Origin of the sequence: Endozoicomonas sp. GU-1 (assembly GCF_027366395.1) — a bacterium.
Lineage (GTDB): Bacteria > Pseudomonadota > Gammaproteobacteria > Pseudomonadales > Endozoicomonadaceae > Endozoicomonas.
This window is the reverse complement of the sequence record NZ_CP114771.1, coordinates 1,837,240-1,854,757: the sequence shown is the minus strand read 5'-3', so window position 1 is coordinate 1,854,757 and position 17,518 is coordinate 1,837,240. Positions and strand designations below refer to the sequence as shown.

Annotated in this window: 15 protein-coding genes; 6 read left to right on the top strand and 9 right to left on the bottom strand. The window is 48.6% G+C overall.

The window, feature by feature from the left end:
- Window positions 1–49 precede the first annotated feature (49 nt).
- Window positions 50–3,355, bottom strand: a complete 3,306-nt coding sequence (locus O3276_RS07455) for a hypothetical protein (RefSeq protein WP_269675063.1) — start codon at window positions 3,353–3,355, stop codon at window positions 50–52.
- A gap of 100 nt (window positions 3,356–3,455) precedes the next feature.
- Window positions 3,456–5,177, bottom strand: coding sequence for a hypothetical protein (locus O3276_RS07450; RefSeq protein WP_269675062.1), 1,722 nt, complete (start codon window positions 5,175–5,177; stop codon window positions 3,456–3,458).
- Window positions 5,178–5,344: 167 nt separating this feature from the next.
- Here O3276_RS07450 and O3276_RS07445 point away from each other — a divergent pair, with 167 nt between their 5' ends.
- Together O3276_RS07445 and O3276_RS07440 are read left to right on the top strand one after the other, a co-directional pair.
- Complete coding sequence (locus O3276_RS07445; RefSeq protein ID WP_269675061.1) at window positions 5,345–5,947, top strand: NADPH-dependent FMN reductase; 603 nt, start codon at window positions 5,345–5,347, stop codon at window positions 5,945–5,947.
- 554 nt (window positions 5,948–6,501) lie between these two features.
- Window positions 6,502–7,194 (top strand): ankyrin repeat domain-containing protein, encoded by a 693-nt coding sequence (locus tag O3276_RS07440; protein WP_269675060.1) that lies wholly within the window; start codon window positions 6,502–6,504, stop codon window positions 7,192–7,194.
- 79 nt (window positions 7,195–7,273) lie between these two features.
- Here O3276_RS07440 and O3276_RS07435 read toward each other — a convergent pair whose 3' ends face one another.
- From O3276_RS07435 to O3276_RS07420, 4 genes are all read right to left on the bottom strand, one after another.
- The gene (locus O3276_RS07435) at window positions 7,274–7,858 is read right to left on the bottom strand and encodes a BON domain-containing protein (RefSeq protein ID WP_269675059.1); all 585 of its coding nucleotides are present in this window, start codon (window positions 7,856–7,858) and stop codon (window positions 7,274–7,276) included.
- Between the two features lie 250 nt (window positions 7,859–8,108).
- Window positions 8,109–8,693, bottom strand: a complete 585-nt coding sequence (locus O3276_RS07430) for a phosphoheptose isomerase (protein ID WP_269675058.1) — start codon at window positions 8,691–8,693, stop codon at window positions 8,109–8,111.
- A 42-nt stretch (window positions 8,694–8,735) separates the two neighbouring features.
- Entirely contained in the window at window positions 8,736–9,110 is a 375-nt protein-coding gene (locus tag O3276_RS07425; protein WP_209201170.1) for a YraN family protein, read from the bottom strand.
- On the bottom strand, window positions 9,088–11,067 hold the full coding sequence (locus O3276_RS07420; protein ID WP_269675057.1) for a penicillin-binding protein activator: 1,980 nt from the start codon (window positions 11,065–11,067) through the stop codon (window positions 9,088–9,090). Before O3276_RS07420 ends, O3276_RS07425 begins: the two co-directional genes overlap by 23 nt.
- A 290-nt stretch (window positions 11,068–11,357) precedes the next feature.
- Between O3276_RS07420 and O3276_RS07415 the strand changes: the two genes are divergently transcribed.
- Window positions 11,358–12,293, top strand: a complete 936-nt coding sequence (locus tag O3276_RS07415; RefSeq protein WP_269675056.1) for a T3SS effector IpaJ family cysteine protease — start codon at window positions 11,358–11,360, stop codon at window positions 12,291–12,293.
- A gap of 16 nt (window positions 12,294–12,309) precedes the next feature.
- Here the strand turns inward: O3276_RS07415 and O3276_RS07410 are convergent, their stop codons facing one another.
- The 3 genes from O3276_RS07410 to O3276_RS07400 form a co-directional block, all read right to left on the bottom strand.
- A complete protein-coding gene (locus O3276_RS07410) occupies window positions 12,310–13,332 on the bottom strand; it encodes a hypothetical protein (protein ID WP_269675055.1) in 1,023 nt (340 codons plus the stop codon).
- Window positions 13,333–13,498: 166 nt separating this feature from the next.
- On the bottom strand, window positions 13,499–15,169 hold the full coding sequence (locus O3276_RS07405; protein WP_269675054.1) for a hypothetical protein: 1,671 nt from the start codon (window positions 15,167–15,169) through the stop codon (window positions 13,499–13,501).
- A 68-nt stretch (window positions 15,170–15,237) separates the two neighbouring features.
- Window positions 15,238–15,864 (bottom strand): hypothetical protein, encoded by a 627-nt coding sequence (locus O3276_RS07400; protein ID WP_269675053.1) that lies wholly within the window; start codon window positions 15,862–15,864, stop codon window positions 15,238–15,240.
- A gap of 254 nt (window positions 15,865–16,118) precedes the next feature.
- Between O3276_RS07400 and O3276_RS07395 the strand changes: the two genes are divergently transcribed.
- From O3276_RS07395 to O3276_RS07390, 3 genes are all read left to right on the top strand, one after another.
- Window positions 16,119–16,931, top strand: coding sequence for a hypothetical protein (locus tag O3276_RS07395; protein ID WP_269675052.1), 813 nt, complete (start codon window positions 16,119–16,121; stop codon window positions 16,929–16,931).
- Window positions 16,932–17,106: 175 nt separating this feature from the next.
- A complete protein-coding gene (locus tag O3276_RS25700; protein WP_442876592.1) occupies window positions 17,107–17,358 on the top strand; it encodes an IS3 family transposase in 252 nt (83 codons plus the stop codon).
- Entirely contained in the window at window positions 17,300–17,470 is a 171-nt protein-coding gene (locus O3276_RS07390) for an IS3 family transposase (RefSeq protein WP_269675051.1), read from the top strand. Before O3276_RS25700 ends, O3276_RS07390 begins: the two co-directional genes overlap by 59 nt.
- Window positions 17,471–17,518: the final 48 nt, after the last annotated feature.

Genomic DNA, 17,518 nt, shown 5'->3' with positions numbered 1-17,518 from the left:
GTTTTTATATTGGATACAAAGCGGGTAATACGATCCTGTGCTTCGATAATCAGTTCAAGGTCAAATTTGATCGGTGATAAATCCTGTGTTTCCTGATCACTGTCGAGGGTGAATAGTTGCAGTATATTGATGATCTCTTTTGCAGCGTAAACGCATCTTGCAGTATTTGTTGATGTGTTGAGAATAAGGTTGCCAGTTCAAAAACTTTATCACTGAGATTCCGTATCGGCTGTTTTTGTACAGTAATTTTTGTATTTTTATCGATTTTTGACAGCTCTTTTTGTCTGGCCAGATCGGCTTCCATTTTTTTCAGATAGTCAGTGGAGCACACTAAAATACCCCGGCTTCTCTGCATACCCTGAAGTACGACATCAAAAAATTGTTTAATCAGTATCTCGGATCGTAACGACTTTATCTGAACAATCAATAGTGAGTCGTCCGGCGGGTTATGAAGCATCTCCAATACAAGGGTATTGGCCTGTGATAGCTGGCCACTCCCAAAATGTTGCCATGCCATTTTCAGTGAATCCAGTGAGCCAATTTCGATGTCCAGAGAAGCGATGTCTGTATGGTCATTAACGTGATCACTACTGGCACTGCAGGGTGGTTGATGATTTTCCCCTGAGGTGGATTCTTCGCTGTCAGACTCATCGGGTTCCACAGTGTTTTGATTCTTTTGTTCTGAGGCTATTGTAGACAGTTTGCGATTGATAATGGATTCTAATTTTTTCTGCTCCCTGGCATTATTTTCCTGCTCTTCTTTGATTAAGATATTCCAATACTTTTCTGCTTTGGCATTTTTAATCTCCAGCTCCTGGCTGGTCATTTTTTTGAGTCTTTCTAATTGGGGTGACCAGATGGACTGGTAAAAATTGACCTGCTCGGTTGAAGCAAATTTTCCCAGTATTTTTTCAACATTCTGGTAGAGAATCAGTTGGTCTTCTTGATCATAACTATCGTCTTGCTTGGCAGTTAAGTACTGAATTTTCAGTAATATTGTATCAATAAGAGGGTTAAACTGTGTGATGAATTCATGGTCACTCAAGTCCAGCGTAATGATCAGCTCCAGTGTCTCCAGCAGATTGCTTTCATCGTGGCAATAGGCTATCCACTGTTTGATCAGAGCTTGTATAGAGGGGACATTTCTATCGCTTATAAAGTTGGCAAAAAGGCCCTTACAGGAAACCAATATCAATACCATGTTTTTTAAGAATTGTTCAGATATATCGGCGTACTGTAATGGGTTCAGCAATTCGATGAAGTTGGCTACCAGTTTTTCCAACTTGTGATGTTCTTTGACGGTAATGTATTCTGCTGACTCTTTGGTAAGCAGGGTATTGTGAAATTCTACTAATTTCTGCGTCACCTCCTGTTCAAACAGTAGCTCTTCTTTAATATGTGCCAGTGCAGCAAAACCGTACAGGGTGTTGTAGGTTAACATGGCTTCTTGCATTTTGGTTTTTTCCAGAAAATTGTTTTTTGCCCTGTTTTTGGAAGCGTTTTCGAGTTCGCGGGTAATGATGGGGATATCCCGGGTGGCCAGTTCAATGCTCTGGTCAAGTAACAGAATGGCCCGGACATAAATATTGGCAGTGTTTCTGGCTTTTTTGGGATTGGCATTCTGATATAACTGAATAAAGTCAGCTGACAAAGCGTCAACACGTTGTTTCAGGGTTCGAACAATCTCTACCGCTTTTCTGGTTTGTTTTTTTGCTTCCAGCTTCTCGCTGATTTTGTACTTTGCCTGCAATACCGGGTCTGCACATTGGGTTTTATTGCCACTGGCAGAGCTGGCCAGTCTGTATTCCTTACTGTTTCTGGCGACGAGAGAGGTTGTGTCTGTCTTATCGGGTTTTTGCCTGGCATTGTGGGTCGGGAGTTCCTGAATGGGGCTGCCATGATCAAACAGGAATTTTGTCTGGTGATCCATTAACGACTTAAACGTCTCAAAAGACTCAGGCAGTGTCTGCCCCATCAGTGTGGCTGTTTTGCTGTAGGCGTAGGTAAACCAGCTGTGAGTCCATAGTGATTCGGTAGCTCGTTGAGCCTTGATGGCATAGAGCAATGTTTTCAGGCTGGCAGTCTCAAGGCGGTGTCGGATAAGATCAATATGAGGCATCCAGCTATGGAGAAAAGGCGCTTCTGTTTGCAGGTTGCACTGCGGATCAATACGGGAAATCAGGCGAATGGTCATATAAATAGCCGATAGGCCCGCCGCCTCTTCATAATGACTGATATCAGCCCCGTTATCAGTGGCCATTATGTAGGCAATGGCCGATTTTAAAAAGAACGTCAGGGAGCGTGGAGTGTCACCTCGGTGCAGGGATATATGGCCCTTGTATGCGCAGTTCAGCATTGCCGAGCGTATTGTGGTGATGTCGGTTTTAGCATATTCAGGGGAATCACTGATTAACTGTGTCGGGGTTAATAAGCGGTTGATCTCTTCATTTACCGGAAAATGCAGATCAATCTCTTGCCAGTCAGCGGCAGAAAAATTCTTTTTTTCTATATAATGCCCAGCAATGTGAATATGTTGGGGAATAATGGTCCTGTAATCAGGGTAGATTTCGTCGAACTCGGCAGGAAGAGTGAAGCGCAGCTTATGATATGTCTGGTTGCAGAAAGTCGGGTAGAGCGGCTGCATGGCAAGATTGAATGCTTCAGGAGATCCGGTCCGGGCCGCCAGAATCGCCAGTACAACGGGGGCTTGTATGTGCCATGCACGGTTGACGGTATGCAGGTCCCTGAGTATTTCAGTCATGAATATCGGGTTGTTCGCGTCACAGTGATGAATAATCTTATGCAGTGCCAGAAACAGTATGGATTCTATGTGATTTAACCGCTTTCCTGTTTCCAGTGCTAACAGTGTCGTATCCGAAAAGGCTCTCATGTCAACCGTTATCGGATTCGTCTGGTCGGGTTCCTGAATAACCTTTAACACCTCATCAAATAAACTGTCGCCCAGGTTATCCAGTTTTTTCTTACTCAGGCTATTACTGGTTTTCGGGTTGGATATGATGGTTAACACGATCTGAATTTTTTTCTTGATGCGTTCCTCCCGGTCTGACGCTGTGGTCTCTGCCGGATTCGCTGGTCCGGCTGTTGCTTCTTTTGATGGCGTTTCTATTTCTGCAACACTTTCTGCAACACTTTCTGCAACACTGCTTACTGGTCTTTCCGGGGGTAGGCTTTCGTTTTTCTGTTCGACAACATCTAAGCTTGGGTGTATGAAGCCCAATGTCTCTTCAGTGATAGCTTGCTGATGAGCCGGTGGTTGACTGGCGTGATGTTGTGGCTGTTTACACTCAGTTTCTTTAGCCCGGAAAGGCATAATAAGATAATGTTCAGCCAGCATATAGGGTCTGAAAACGTTAATCAGCCCTGGCGATGGTGAGGCTGAATAATAATGGTCTCCTCCGGAGTGAGCAATAAATAATAAACTGGTTATTCGTGCATCATTTCGCATCGCTATTAAACAGTGCTGGCTGTTTAGCCCTTAATGTTTTAATCAGATTTGGCGTTAATTGATTGGCTTCATGAATACTGTGCTTATGTTTCTCAATGTTTTGTTTTTTGGGATTGACTTTCAGCAAGATAATGGTTGTCCCGGTGACAATAGCCATTATGTGCAATAGAGAGCTCCATCCGTAGTGGCCGGTATCATTGGGATTAGCTGCCGGATCGGCAATGAGTCGGCTCTTCAGCAGGTCATGGATGGATTTGCCCGGCTCCGGAAGGATCAGAGTATTCAGTTCCTCGTACTCAGAGGCGCTTAATCCGGCGTTGAGTGCACAGCCTATCCAGCAGTGGATTATATGCCTTACCATGTCAGGACGGATAACAACCTGCTCATGCGCAGTATTGTGGAGCGAGGTGCCCAGCAGAACATTATAGGTTTTCAGGAAGTTGGTTGCTGCTGCTCTGTTTTTATTCAGTCCACTGGCCAGGGACGCGTAAAAACAATTGCCATCTTTTGCCGTATTTTCCAGATCAAAATCATTTCTCAGTAAAATCATCAGTTCATTGAATGAGTAGGCCGTTTCATGCCTGCATTTATCGGACGAAAGAATATTGATCAACGCCCTTTTTTCCTGGGATCTGGAATGTTTTAGCTGATAGGGTGAATCAAAAAAGCTGTGATATAGCTGATCAGCAGAGTAGATGTTCCTGATTAAAGTAATTGCTTCAACAAACCCACTATTCAGTGCCTTAAAGGGTTCTGACTTATGTAAACCCGGATTTTTTGGGTGATAGTAAAGGGTGAAAACGTGCTTCTCTATTTTTGAAAGAGTCATTGCGCTATTGAGTATGACTCTCAGTTTTTGATTGTCTTCTGTCGTTGTGATTAAGTTGTCATGAAGTTTTTTCAACGAAAAAAGGTCGAGAGCCAGATAACCCATTGTCGACAAAACAGGAATAGTACCTTTGTACTCTGTACTTATATGGGTGGGGATTCTGATGACATAATCATCCCGGGTGAGGTCCAGTTCTTTCATCCATGTGGTTTTAACCGAGCATTCAATTTTGATCCAGGGTTTTCCGGTATGAAACAGGGTTAACTGCCCTGATAAAGGTGATAGCTCAGCATTATGCGGTTGGTTACCAACAAGACGGAGGTTTGGGCTACAGTCTTTCCAGGGGAAATCTTCGCTAAACACAATTTGTTGCAGTCTTCGATTGAGTTGAATAAGCAGATTGTTGGTGGTTTTTTCATCATTCAACAGTATATCAATATCATTCACATTTTCATTGATACGAGTGTGTAGCAGGTCAATACCACAGGAACCAAAAATAACCAGTTGCCCCGGATGATCACAGTGAAAGTACATGATTTCCGTCAGCACTTCAAAGAAGATAGTCCGCTTGGTTGCTGCCAGAGAGGGTTGTGTTATTTTTGCCGCACTGGCTAACGGCAGGTCTTTTTGCGCGATTTCCGGGGGAGGGCCCGATGCTGCTTCATGCTCAGAAGTTGCTTTAACTGCTGATGCAGAGTTCATTTTTTCGATTTTATAGCGGGTTAGCGGTTTTTCCAGCGAAGTGTTTAACGGTGGAGTCTGACGATTTAATTGTGTCTCAACATTATCGGTATTATCGGTGCGAGCAGTACCGCTGGTGTTGACCCCGGTTAATAACGTTGCTGATGACGCTGCATTATTTGACCCATTTGATACCTGCATTGTGAGACCTTGCCAACTTTACTTATTTAAAATACCTGAAGGCCTAATCATAGCAGTGCAGGAAGCGGTAGTGACGACCTGGCAAGATTGGTAAAAAATAAACCCGGATGTTGAAACTCTCTGTTAAAGTTCTCAGTGCAATTGTCCAGAGCAGAACAGGAAGAAAAATGAAGCTTGCAATTATCAGTGGCAGTCATCGATTGGAATCCCAGAGTGAGCGGATCAGTCAGGTTTTGGCGAAACGTGTGCTTGAGCTTTCCTTATTTGACTCGGTTGAGATTCTATCGCTGGCGGGCAACCCGCTTCCCCATTGGGATGAGTCCATCTGGCGTGGTGATGAGCAGTGGCAGGCCAGACTGGCACCCTGGAAACAAAAATTGAAAGAGGCGGATGCGCTGATTGTCGTGGCACCGGAGTGGAGCGGCATGGTACCGGCGGGGTTGAAGAACTTCTTTCTTCTCTTTGGTACCGCTGAGCTGGGCCATAAACCCGCATTGATTACGGCGATTTCTGCCGGGCAGGGTGGGGCCTATCCTGTGGTGGAACTTCGTACCAGTAGTTACAAGAATTGCCGTATCTGTTATCTGCCTGATCATGTGATTGTCCGTCATGTTGGCCAGGTGTTCACTGGAGAGGATCCTGAAGGGGATAAGCATTTGCAGGACCGGGTGGACTACTGCCTTAAATTGCTGAAGGCGTATTCAACAGGGTTACAGCACGTCAGAGACAGTGGGGTTGTTGATCACAAGACATTCCGCAATGGCATGTAGCTGTGATACTCGGGAGACTGTTTTCGACAGCCTCCCGGTTCCCGCATTGCCTTATCATAGAATTCAATGGCTATCTCCCGCCTGTTTGAATTTCCTTTTGTTATAGAACTATTTAAGCCAACGTGTAGTCCACCATCTGGTCTGGGGTTGATCGGTGGTTGCTGTTTTCATTTTTCTACAAAAGCATCTAAAGCCGATGATCAGCCTCCTGGTCCATGCCACATATCAATTCATCAGTTGAAGAGGTGCTCAAATGACTGTTGGCAATGCTTCTCTGGCTCCCTTGCCCAATGTCTCATTTTTCTGCACCAGCCCAAACAATGCGGTGATCTATGGAATCAATTAGCAGGTTTTTTGGATTGTCCTCCTATCAGCGATTTGATCAACCCGGTTCTGCCAATTCCAGAGCAAGCTGTGCCAATCCCTACAATGAGCCCGAACCACTGGCGGCCTGCAGGGTCGGAGATATCGGCCGTCTGGATAAAGAACTGCAAAAGCACAGATCTATTGTTTACCAGGATTACCGATCCAAAAAAACCGGGGATATCGTTTCCTTGCTGGTTATTGCAGTTGCTGGAAGTCATGTTGAGCTGGCTCGACTACTGATTAATCAAGGGGCTTATGTTGACTATGTCACTAAAGATGGGTTCACGCCGCTCAGGTATGCTGTGCAAGCAGGTCATGTTGAGCTGGCCCAGCTGCTGATCGGCAACGGGGCTTGTGTTAACCAGACTGGTAACAAAGGGTTCACGCCGCTCTATGATGCTGCGACAAAAGGGTATGTTGAGCTGTCCCGTCTGCTGATCTACAAAGGGGCTGATGTTAGCCTGAAAACTAAAAAGGGGTTCACACCACTCTCTAGTGCTGCGGAAAAAGGGCATGTTGAGCTGATCCGGCTGCTGATCGACAAAGGGGCTGATGTTAACGTGGCTACTTATAAGGGGACTACGCCGCTCTATTTTGCAGTTCAGGAGGATAATGATGAGGTGGCCCGGCTACTGATTAGCAATGAGATTGTCAGACTCTTATTAGCTAATGGAGCAGACCCAGAGAAAAAATTGAAAATATTGAACTTGGGGCGTTATTCTTTCACCAAGGCACCTCTTAGTGCCGCCATAGTCAATCGCGGAGACAAAGAAACTGTGGAAATGATAGAAAAAGCCATAAGAGAAAGAAAAATCCATTCATCCAGTGAATGTTCATCGCTGCGTGCTGGTCAAAATGCTTCTTACGGTGCAATTCGATAAGCGGGTATCAGTTGTGTTGACCGGCTTCCAGCTCCTCAAAAAACATACCAATCGAAAGTTCGATTGGTATTTCTCTTGATTATTGAACGTACTCAAACACCTTTACAACGCGAGACACTCCGTAGGTATTGGCGGCAATCGATACGGCCTCCTGTGCCATTTTGGGAGTAATGAGTCCCATCAGATACACGGTTCCCTGTTCTGTATTGATTTTGATTCTGTCAGCGACAACGGCTTCATTGGTCACCATTGAGGTTTTGATTTTGGTGGTTAACCAGCTGTCGTTACTTTGCACCAGGATATCGGCGTTTGGGCCAATTTCCAGCTCATTGTAGACTTGACGGACCTTTTCCACCCTCTGTGCTGTCTGACCAGCCAGCCTTTTCAGGTTGGCGTTGGGAACCTGGCCAATAAGCAAGACAGTACCGTTAAAGCTGATCACCTTGACTCTTGACCCTCTCAGGGCCGGATCTGCCTTGTTAATGTTCACGGCAGTGACGGTTTCAATGGTCTGGTCATCTACCCAGGACCCCCAGGTCCGTTTGCTGTTATCAATGTTGACAGGCTCTTCGTTAACGGAGTCAACCAGCGCGGCGCAACCACTTAACAAGGTCAGTAATCCGGTGAGCAGACAGGTGGAGAGCGCAATGCCGATAGGTTTCATGATGACCCTCATGCAGAGTGAAAAATTAAGGTTTGCTAGGAGGCTGACCGAGAATAGACTGCCCTACCGGCAACTGCTCCTGCGTTGCTCTAGCTCCTGCATCCATGCAGTCGTGCGGTGGCAGCAAATTGGTCTAAAAAGTCGGAAATTTTTAGCAAATAGAACCACTATTCACTAAAAATTTCCGACTTTTTATCCTCAATTTTCTGCCATCCTCGCTACGGGCGCTATTCTCAGTCAGCCTCCCAGGTTATTCAGCGGAAAACAGGAACTCATCAATCAGATCGCACAGGCAATGAATAACCAGGGTATGCACTTCCTGTATGCGCTGGGGGCTTATGTCGGGCACCCTGATTTCCACCTCTTCCGGGTGGAGCAGGCGCGCCATGTCGCCACCGTCCTTGCCGGTCAGGGCGATTACCTGAATGTTCCTGTCATGGGCGGCCTGTATGGCCTGAACCATGTTGGGACAGTTGCCGTGGGCTGATATGGCCAGCAGTATGTCACCTTCGTGACCCAGTGCCCGTATCTGTTTAGAGAACACTTCGTTGTAACTGGAATCGTTAGCGATGGAGCTCATGGTCAGGCTGTCTGCGCAAAGTGACAGGGCTGGCAGGGCAGGGCGTTCACGATCAAACCGGTTAAGCAGCTCAGAAACAAAGTGCTGGGCATCGCCGGCTGCGCCGCCATTGCCACAGGCCATGATTTTTCCCTCGTTCAGCAGAGATTGAACCATCATCTCTGCGGCGTCGGCAATGAGCGGAGGGAGCGTATCGGCCGAGCGGATTTTGGCGTCGATGCTATCGGAAAAGTGTTGCGTTATACGTTCATGCATGCCTGAAACCTTGAAATGAAAACCATCCGGTTTTCTTTCTTCTTAAAAAGCACTTTTAATCCATTTTAAGCTGTTTTGCCCTGTGCCGTCATGATTGTCAATGGATATTGCATCAAATCGACAGATCCTGTGGCTGTGCTGGCGGTATTTTTGCAAATAAACGGCGGCGGTCTTGCGAATTTTCTGTTGCTTGGTTCGGTCAATTGAGCTGGCGGCATTACCGAATTGGACATGGCTTCGGGAGCGAACTTCGACAAAAACCAGGGTGGCATGGTCCAGCATAATCAAATCCACTTCACCGGCTTTGCAGGCAAAGTTTCTATGCAAAAGCGTCAGTCCCTGCTGCTGCAAAAACAACAGGGCGCTTTTTTCTGCCTCGGCACCCTTTCTGCTACTAAGGTTGAGCTTCCAGGGCATAGAGTGGGGAAGTAGTGGTGGTTGCTGGTTTGGTCACTCTGTTTTTCACAGAGGTGACACGTTCCGGGGTTTTGGGCTTCACGATAGGGAGTGGCGTGAGTCGGCCATTCCTGAATATTTGCCACGAGAGTTCACGACGGACTTTGCCACTCGGAGCAATACTCAATGATCCGGTCATTCCCTGCAGTTGGCTGCCTTGCAGGTTTGCCAGTTGCTGGAGTCTTGGGTAGAGCCTGTAGGCATCGGCACCCAGCGCGTAAAGTGTGCCCAGTTGGCCTTTGGATTGTTGCCACAGGGTATTGATCTGTTGTTCCAGCGGGTCTGGTGTTCCGGGAATTAACCACGGCATAACAGGAACCCGAATACCGTCCATATCCTGATCCTGACTGGTATTGGTGATGCCTGAAAATGCGCTGGATGTTGCATAGACCGGAATATTGCGAGCGTATTGATAGGCCAGGGCAGGTTTGATCTGTCTTGCTTCCTGGGGGCTGGCACCAATAAAGACCATGTCCACGTCCTGGCGTCGACGAGCCTGAAATCCCAGTTTTTCGCCCAGGACACGTTTCAGCTGTCTGGCTCTCGCTTCGCTTTGATCGGTGTGCAACAGGCTGCCGGCCAGGGCACTGAACTGGGTTCGCGGGTCAAATTCGCCGGAGCCGACAACTTCACCGCCGAGCTCTGCCCATCGGGCGGCAAAAGTGGCGTTGATTTTCTTGCCCCACTCGGTGTTCGGCGTAATGATAATGGCCGTCCTGTGTCCATCCAGTTTGCCTCGTTCAGCGGCCATAATGGCTTCATCTTCTGCCGAGAGCCCGAATTGGTAGAGACCTGCACGATACCCGGCCGGTGTTGCCGATGCGCCATCAACGGACAGCGGGTCGGCGGCGTCCTCAATATAGTTCAGCGCCAGAACCGGGATACGGTTGGTAATATCACTGTTGATCGCTTTTACCCGGCTTTTACTCAGAGGGCCAATAATCAGCTGTGCTCCCTCCTCAATGGCCCGGGTGGCCAGATCGTTGATATCGGTGTCCTGGGTATTATAAAACTGAAGTTCCGGGAGAGGTTCTCCGGACCCCACGGCTTCATAGTGAGAGGCCAGCAGGCCGTCTCTAAGGGCTTCACCGACCTTGCTCAGCCTTCCGGACAGGGGCAGTAGAAGAGCGATTTTGTCAGGACGCCTGGTTGAGCTGCTCTTCAGGGTTTCAAAGTCCCCGGGCAGATACTTGTGCGCCGGATGGGATGACCAGTCCCGCTTCCACTGTTCAAGTCCGGCCAGTTGCTGATCCAGGCTGCGACCAGTTTGATAGATTATGGCCAGGGCCAACCAACCTTTCAGTTTTTGTGACTTTTCCTGTTGAAGCAGGCTGTTGAGGCGCTCTGCCGGGACATGCAGGAGTGTCTGCCAGAAACTGTCGTAATGGGGTTCACGTTCTGCTTCTGTCAGGTAGGGGCCAGCCAGCAGCCACTCATCCAGGGAAGCCTGATATTCACCAAATCTGGCATAGGCCAGTGCTTTCAGAGTGTGCGCCCGGGCATTAATGGCGGTGCTGTTACTGACAATAACCGCCTCGCGATCAAGCCACTCAAACACCGCCCAGTCCTGACTGTTGATCTGGGCAATCTGAGCCTGCTGAACCGCCAGTTCCGCCTGGATTGGCTTTGGCAGTTGCTGGTACGGCATTTGATCCAGAATCTGCTGTGTGCGGGTCGGTTCCTTACTCATCAGCTCTCTGGTGATGGCAAGCGTCCGGGTGGCTCGCTCCGGGTAACTGAGTCGCACTGCCTCGGCCAGCCGCTGGTCGAGGCTTTTGATCGATTTTGCGATTGGCACAAGTGGGCTTTTGGGCTGTGATGAGCAGGCAGTCATCAGTGCAGGAATCAGCGCAGCGATAGCAATGGCTGCCAGCTTTCGGGGCAGGCTGTTACTCAGAGCGGTTGTATAAGTCATCATTTGCAGTCGTGGGCCAGGGGGCTTTGTTAATAGCTTCGATTGTACACAGGCCATGGAATCGACACTATAGGTGATGGTTATTGTTGGTTCGAATTTATTTATCTGTGATCGTAATGCATACCCAGCGGAGCCGATGGTTAATCATGTCCCGGAGGGAGATCGATCAGGTTAAATGGTATGAATTGTCAGTTTTGCTTGCTGCTTCGTCACTCCAGTTTTGGTAATGACAAAGTAAGATATTCCAATTCTCAACCATTGTTGGGTTGTAACAGCTATTCAGGGAAGAAAATATGGGTGTTGCTATCAGTGAAGGTTATGTGCAGTTTTCCGGTCGTGATGCTGCATCCTGTATCTACAATACCGGGAAGGGATTGGGCAGGCTTAAAGGGTTTGCCTATTGGCTGTTTCGCTGGAAAGTGACGGTGCCGGAATCCGATGTGGTCAGGCAAATCTGGGATTTGCGTGATGCCAGATTTATCAAGTCTTACCTGGGCAGCAGGCGCGTAACATTGGTTGGTGCAAATCACTTCGATACCTTACCAAAGCAACAGTACAACAATAGCTGTGCGGCAAGGTGCCTGCAGCAGGCAGCTTATGAGCTTGGTATACATCAAATACCCAGCAATAGACTCTATCAATTTAATGGCCAGTCCATTCTGGACAGCAGTGCTGAGGCAGCGATTTATGCAATTACCGGCAGACTGGTCAGTGGTGATGGGGAGTTGCAGCCTGATCTGCTGGGAGACCTGAATAACGGCCCTGCTTCTGGCCCGGTGGGTATCAGGAATGCTGCCAGACTGCTTGGGCTGGATAGTCGCTTATATTGCTCATCATGGCTTACCGAGTGGTATTTCGGGCAGAGAGATCCTGTCAACTGGAGAGAAATTAAACAATATTGTCCGGTGCATCGCACTTCACCGCCGAGGTTGTGCCAGAATGAGCGGCTGCTGGTACATGTTTGCAATTACTCCATGCTTGGTCTGGATGATCATGGTCTCAAAGTCCGGCGGGATCACTATATTATGCAGCGGCCAGATGGCAGTTGTTATAATCCGGACACAGGAATCAACTACCCTTCCGTGAAAGCCTACGCCAGGCGAACGGGAATAAGGCCCAGTGGTGTTTATATGCTGGTCAGCGATAAAGATTCCTATGCAACACTGCCTTCCCTTAAAAGCAGGACAGGTAATGTTGGAACAGGCAGGAGTGCTTTTGCTGGTGGTTAAAACTAAACGCTTCTGATTACCTCCTTGTTATCCGGGCAGGAATTTTCGACTCTCCTGCACTCAATCCAAGGTGAGTACAAAAAATATTTCTTTCGCGCCACCAGCCACCCCGTTCATATTCCCTGAACACCGCATCCGGAGTGACCGGCTGGCCATTCAACGGCAGATTTCTCAGGCAACATGCCTCTTTGAAGCGTGCCAGTTCCAGTGTTGCCTCGAGTGACTGATAATTCTTAACCACCTCATCCGGAGTGATCGTCTGGCCATTCAAGGGCAGATCTCTCAGGCAACATTCTGCCTTGAAGCGTGCCTCCTCCAATCTGGCCCCGATGGCCCGGAAATCTCTAACCACCGCATCCGGAGTGACCGGCCAACCATTCAGTGGGAGCCTCCTCAGGCAACATTCTGCTTTGAAGCGTGCCAGCCCCAGGGGTTCCCAAGTGGCCAGAAAACACTGAACCACCATATCCGGAGTGATCGGCTGGCCATTCAGTGGCCGCCTCCGCAGGCAACATTCCGCTATGAAGCGCGCCAGCGACACTGCTGCCCCGGTTGCCTGATAACCCCTAACCACCGCATCCGGTGTGACCTGTTGACCATGCAACGGCAGTCTTCTGAGGCAACATTGATCCAGAAAGCGCGCTATCGCTAATTTGTATTTATGATTTCGGTCTGGCATCCGGGTGAATTCCTGAATGACCTGATCCGGAGTAATCTTTCTTCTGTTAAATCGCATGTTCCGTAAGCAGAGCTTTTGCAGGAAGAAGCCGCTTCTCAGAGAACTGCTGTCCATTCCGTATACCGTAAGCACATCAGCCGGGGTTACTTTACGTTTTTGTAATGGTTTTTTTTCCCAAAAGGCATCCTCAACATCTTTGCCATCCAGGGGAATGGCGGTACCTACATAATACAGATGGCTGGTGACTCTTTTACCGTTAAAGGTACTTTCGAAGCGGTCAGGAAACCGGCTTGCACCGGCTTGTTGATCAACCCGGCTGGCAGGCCCCGGGTGATAGTAAGCTGAGGCTGTTGCTTGCAAAATAAACCCCTGATACAAATAACGACATTTGACCTCAATATAACTGTCAGGTTCCATTTATGTTGGGGGAGGCTATCAAACATGCCACTCTTTGTTGCAGCAAAACGTGGTTAATGAACGGCAGTCTATTTCTATAAGTATCTTAACTGGCGTTATGTTCATGAAATCATGAAATACTTAAAAATAACTCAGATTTTGCAGGCAATGGCAGATGATAATAAAAAAAATCCCGGTCATCTAACCAGCCTCCCCGTTCGTATTCCTTAACCACCTCATTTGGTGTGACCAGCTGGCCATTCAACGGCAGGCCCCTCAGGCAAAATTCCGCCTTGAAGTGTGCCAGCTCCCGGGTTGCCCTGACGGCCCGGTAACCCTTAACCAGCTCATCCGGTGTCACCAGCTGGCCATTCAACGGGAGATGCCGCAGGAAACAGGCGTTTTTGAAGCGAACTATCCCCAGTTTACCTTCCAGACTATTCGGGAATTGCTTGTCCAGCTCATCCGGTGTGAACTGCTGGCCACTCAACGGCAGGCCTTTCAGGTAACATGCCGCTCTGAAGTACGATAACTCCAGTTTGGCCTGAAGTGCCTGATAGTGCTTAATCACTGTATCCGGTGCAACCTGCTGGCCACCCAACGGTAAGCCCCTCAGGCAGCATTCCGCTTTGAAATACGCCATTCTCAGTTTGCCATCCGGACTCACCGGGAAACCCTTGACCACCTCATCCGGTGTGACCTCCTGGCCATTCAACAACAGCCCCCTCAGGCAACATTCCGCTTTGAAACGTGCCAGCTCCAGTGTCGACCTGGCTGTCTGAAAATCCTTAACCACCTCATCCGGCATGACCTGCTGGCCATTCAACGCCAGGCCATTCAGGCAGCATTGCTCTTTAAAGTGCAATGCCCCCAGTTTGCCTTCCGGACATTCCGGGAAATCCTTCATCACCTCATCCGGTGCAACTTTATGGCCATTCAACAGCTGGCCCCTCAGGCAACACTCTGCTTTGAAGCGTGCCAGTTCCAGTGGGGCCCTGGCGGACTGATAATCCTTAACCACTGAATCCGGTTTGACCGGCTGACCATTCAATGCCAGGCCCAAAAGGCAACATTGCCCCTTAAAGTTGGCCAGTTCCAGTATTAATTTGGCGGCCTGAAAGTCCTTAACCACCGCATCCGGTGTGACTGGCTGGCCATTCAATGGCAGGTTTTTCAGGCAACATTCGGCTTGGAAGCGCACTAATTCCAGTGGTGCCCTGATTTCCTGAAAGTCCCTGGCCACCTCATCCGGTGTGACCTGCTGGCCATGCAACAGGAGGCCCCTCAGGCAACATGCCTCTTTGAAGCGTGCTTTGCCCAGTTTGCCTGCCGGGCTGTCCGGGAACTCCTTGTCCACCTCATCCGGGGTGACATGATGGCCATGCAACGGCAGACCTTTCAGACAACATTCCGCTTTGAAGCGCACCAGCTCCAGAGTTGCCCTGGCAGCCCGAAAATCCTTAACCACCGCATCCGGTGTGACCTGCTGGCCATTCAGCGTCAGCCCCCTGAAACAACAATCCTCTTTGAAGCGTGCCAGGTCCAGTGTCGTATTGGCTGCCTGAAGATCCCTGGCTATTGTCCCCGATGCAACCTGCTGGCCATTTAAAGACAAGCCCTTCAGGTAACATTCCGCTTTGAAACGTGCCAGCTCCAGTACGGCACCGGCTGTCTCATAATCCTTAATCACCTCGTCCGGTGTGACCTGCTGGCCATTCAACGGCAGGCCTTTCAGGTAACATGTCTCTTTGAAGCGCGCCAGCTCCAGTATTGCATTGATGGCCAGATAACCTCTGGCCACTGTATCCGGCGTGACTTGCTGGTTATCCAGCGCCAGCCCACTCAGGTAATATTTTTCATTGAAACGCGCTATCCCCAGTCTGCCTTCCGGACTATCCGGGAAACTCTAACCACCTCATCCGGTGTGACTTCCCTGCCATTTAACGGCAGGTGGTTCAGGCAACATTCCTGCTTGAAACGGGCTAGCTCCAGTGTGGCATTGGCCGCCTGATAACCTTCAACCACTGCTTCCGGTGTGACCTCCCGGTTATTCAACAACAGACCCTTCAGGCAACATTCCGCTTTGAAGCGTGCTATCGCCAATGCCTGCTTGTTGCTTTGCACGGGTTCCCGGTTGAGTTCTTGCATGACCTGATCCGCGGTAATCTTTTTATTGCCATGTAGAATGTTCTGCAAGCAAAGTTTTTGCAGGAAGAGGCCAGGCCTCAGAGAGCTCTTGTCATATTTATAATAAGCTTGCAGCACCACCGCCGAGGTCACTTGACGCCCGTTTAATGGTTTTCTTTTCCAAAAGGCATCCTCAATCCATTTGCCTGCATCCGGGGCAGTGGTTCTCCTTCTGTGAGACTGATGATTTGAAATTCTTTTACCGATAAATGTGCTGCCGGAGGGGGCAGGAATCCCGTTGGAACCGGTTTGTTGACCGACCCGGAAAACAGGTTTCGGGTGAGAGTAGGTTAATGCTGTCGCTTTCAAGATAAACCCTGCACACTTGGTTATAAACACCGCCTTTCGACCTTAATATGATTATTTGGTTCCATTTATGGTGTTGTGGGGGGAGGTGTAAGCATCCCTCTATATCCAAAAAGTTGTTGATAGTGGTGAGGCGTTTGTCTTGTTTTCTGGGTATCTATATTCCACACCATGGAATAAATTGACACATCTGAGTGTGAACCAAATAGTCAGTTTGAGGTCAAACAGTCGCTGATATTCAAAGCCAGGACTTTATTATGCAAGCAACAGTAACACCATCTATCTACTCCCACCCGGAGCCTGCCAGTGACCTGCCAACCGACTCAAGCGGGACGACTGACCACGCCACAGGTATATTCAGTGGTAAAAAAATCTCAAGCCATCGGTATCTTGAAGACACAGCCTCCAGCCTGATCGAAGACCAGGGTATTGAGGATGCCTTTTGGGGAAAAAAAACATTACATGGGCGTCACATCACCTCGGCTGATGTGCTTGGTGCTTATGGAAAAGATAACACGTCTCTCAGGAGTGGCCTCTTCCTGGAAAAACTTTGCTTACATAACATTCTACACGACAATCGAAAAGTAATTCCCTATGACGTTATTCAAGAATTCAACCGGTTGCCAGATCAAGATAATTTGTGCAAATCAGCGATAAGGGATTTCAGAGAAAAATTAGCGATATCCAATTTGGAATGTAATGTTAGGAGGGTGCTCATGCCGGCTGGCATGCAGGTGACACCCGATGAGATGAGGCAGGATTGGCTGGCAGCCAGTAACCATCGTTGCAAGCAAGACCCACTCCTATTGTTGTTAGTGCGCTATGAATGTTACCTGAAGGGGATGACGTTGAATGACCAACAGGTGACACGGGATGAAGTGATACGGGATTATCAGACACTCAGAGCCACGCTGGAGCAAAAGTGCCTCAGATTTGAAGAACTCCTGACCAGTCAGCCGCCGGGTGACCAGCAGATGATACCAGATAAAATGATTCAGGATTATCAGGCAGCCAAAGCCTCACTGGAGGAGCTGGAGCACCTCACAGTGGAATATCGCCTGACTGACTAGCCGTCGGGTGACCAGCAGGTCACACCGGGTAATGCAGACGCAGTATCTGCCAGTCAGCCTGAGGCTTCTGCTGCCGTTGATAGAGAGCACCCTTCTTCAAATGAACCTTCTTCAAAAAAACAGAGTACAGACCCCCCCCCCGGACTGGCTTGCTCGGTGAGGAAACAGAAATTACCTGAGCCACTGGGCATTTGGCTGTCGAAGAATGGCAAAAGCACTGCGAAGCAAGGGTTACAGCATAGGTCGCCATCAGGCAACAACACTGATGAAACGGTTGGAGCTGGTCGTGAAGTATGCGAAAAAATTCAAGGTGACGACGAATAGCAGGCACAAGTTTCCAGTTGCAGAAAATCTTCTGAACAGGGAGTTTGCAGTCACGAAGGCGAATAAGGTCTCATTATATTTTCGAAACAAGAGCAGATGTTGAAGCAGCGGTTGTTGATTACATTTTGTTCTACAACAACCGCAGACTTCATTCCTATCTTGATTACGTGAGCCCTGTGGACTTTGAGCAACAGGAATTCAGGAAAGCGGCTTAATCAGGTGTCCATTTTGACCACTACATAAAAAAAGGGACTCAACTATTG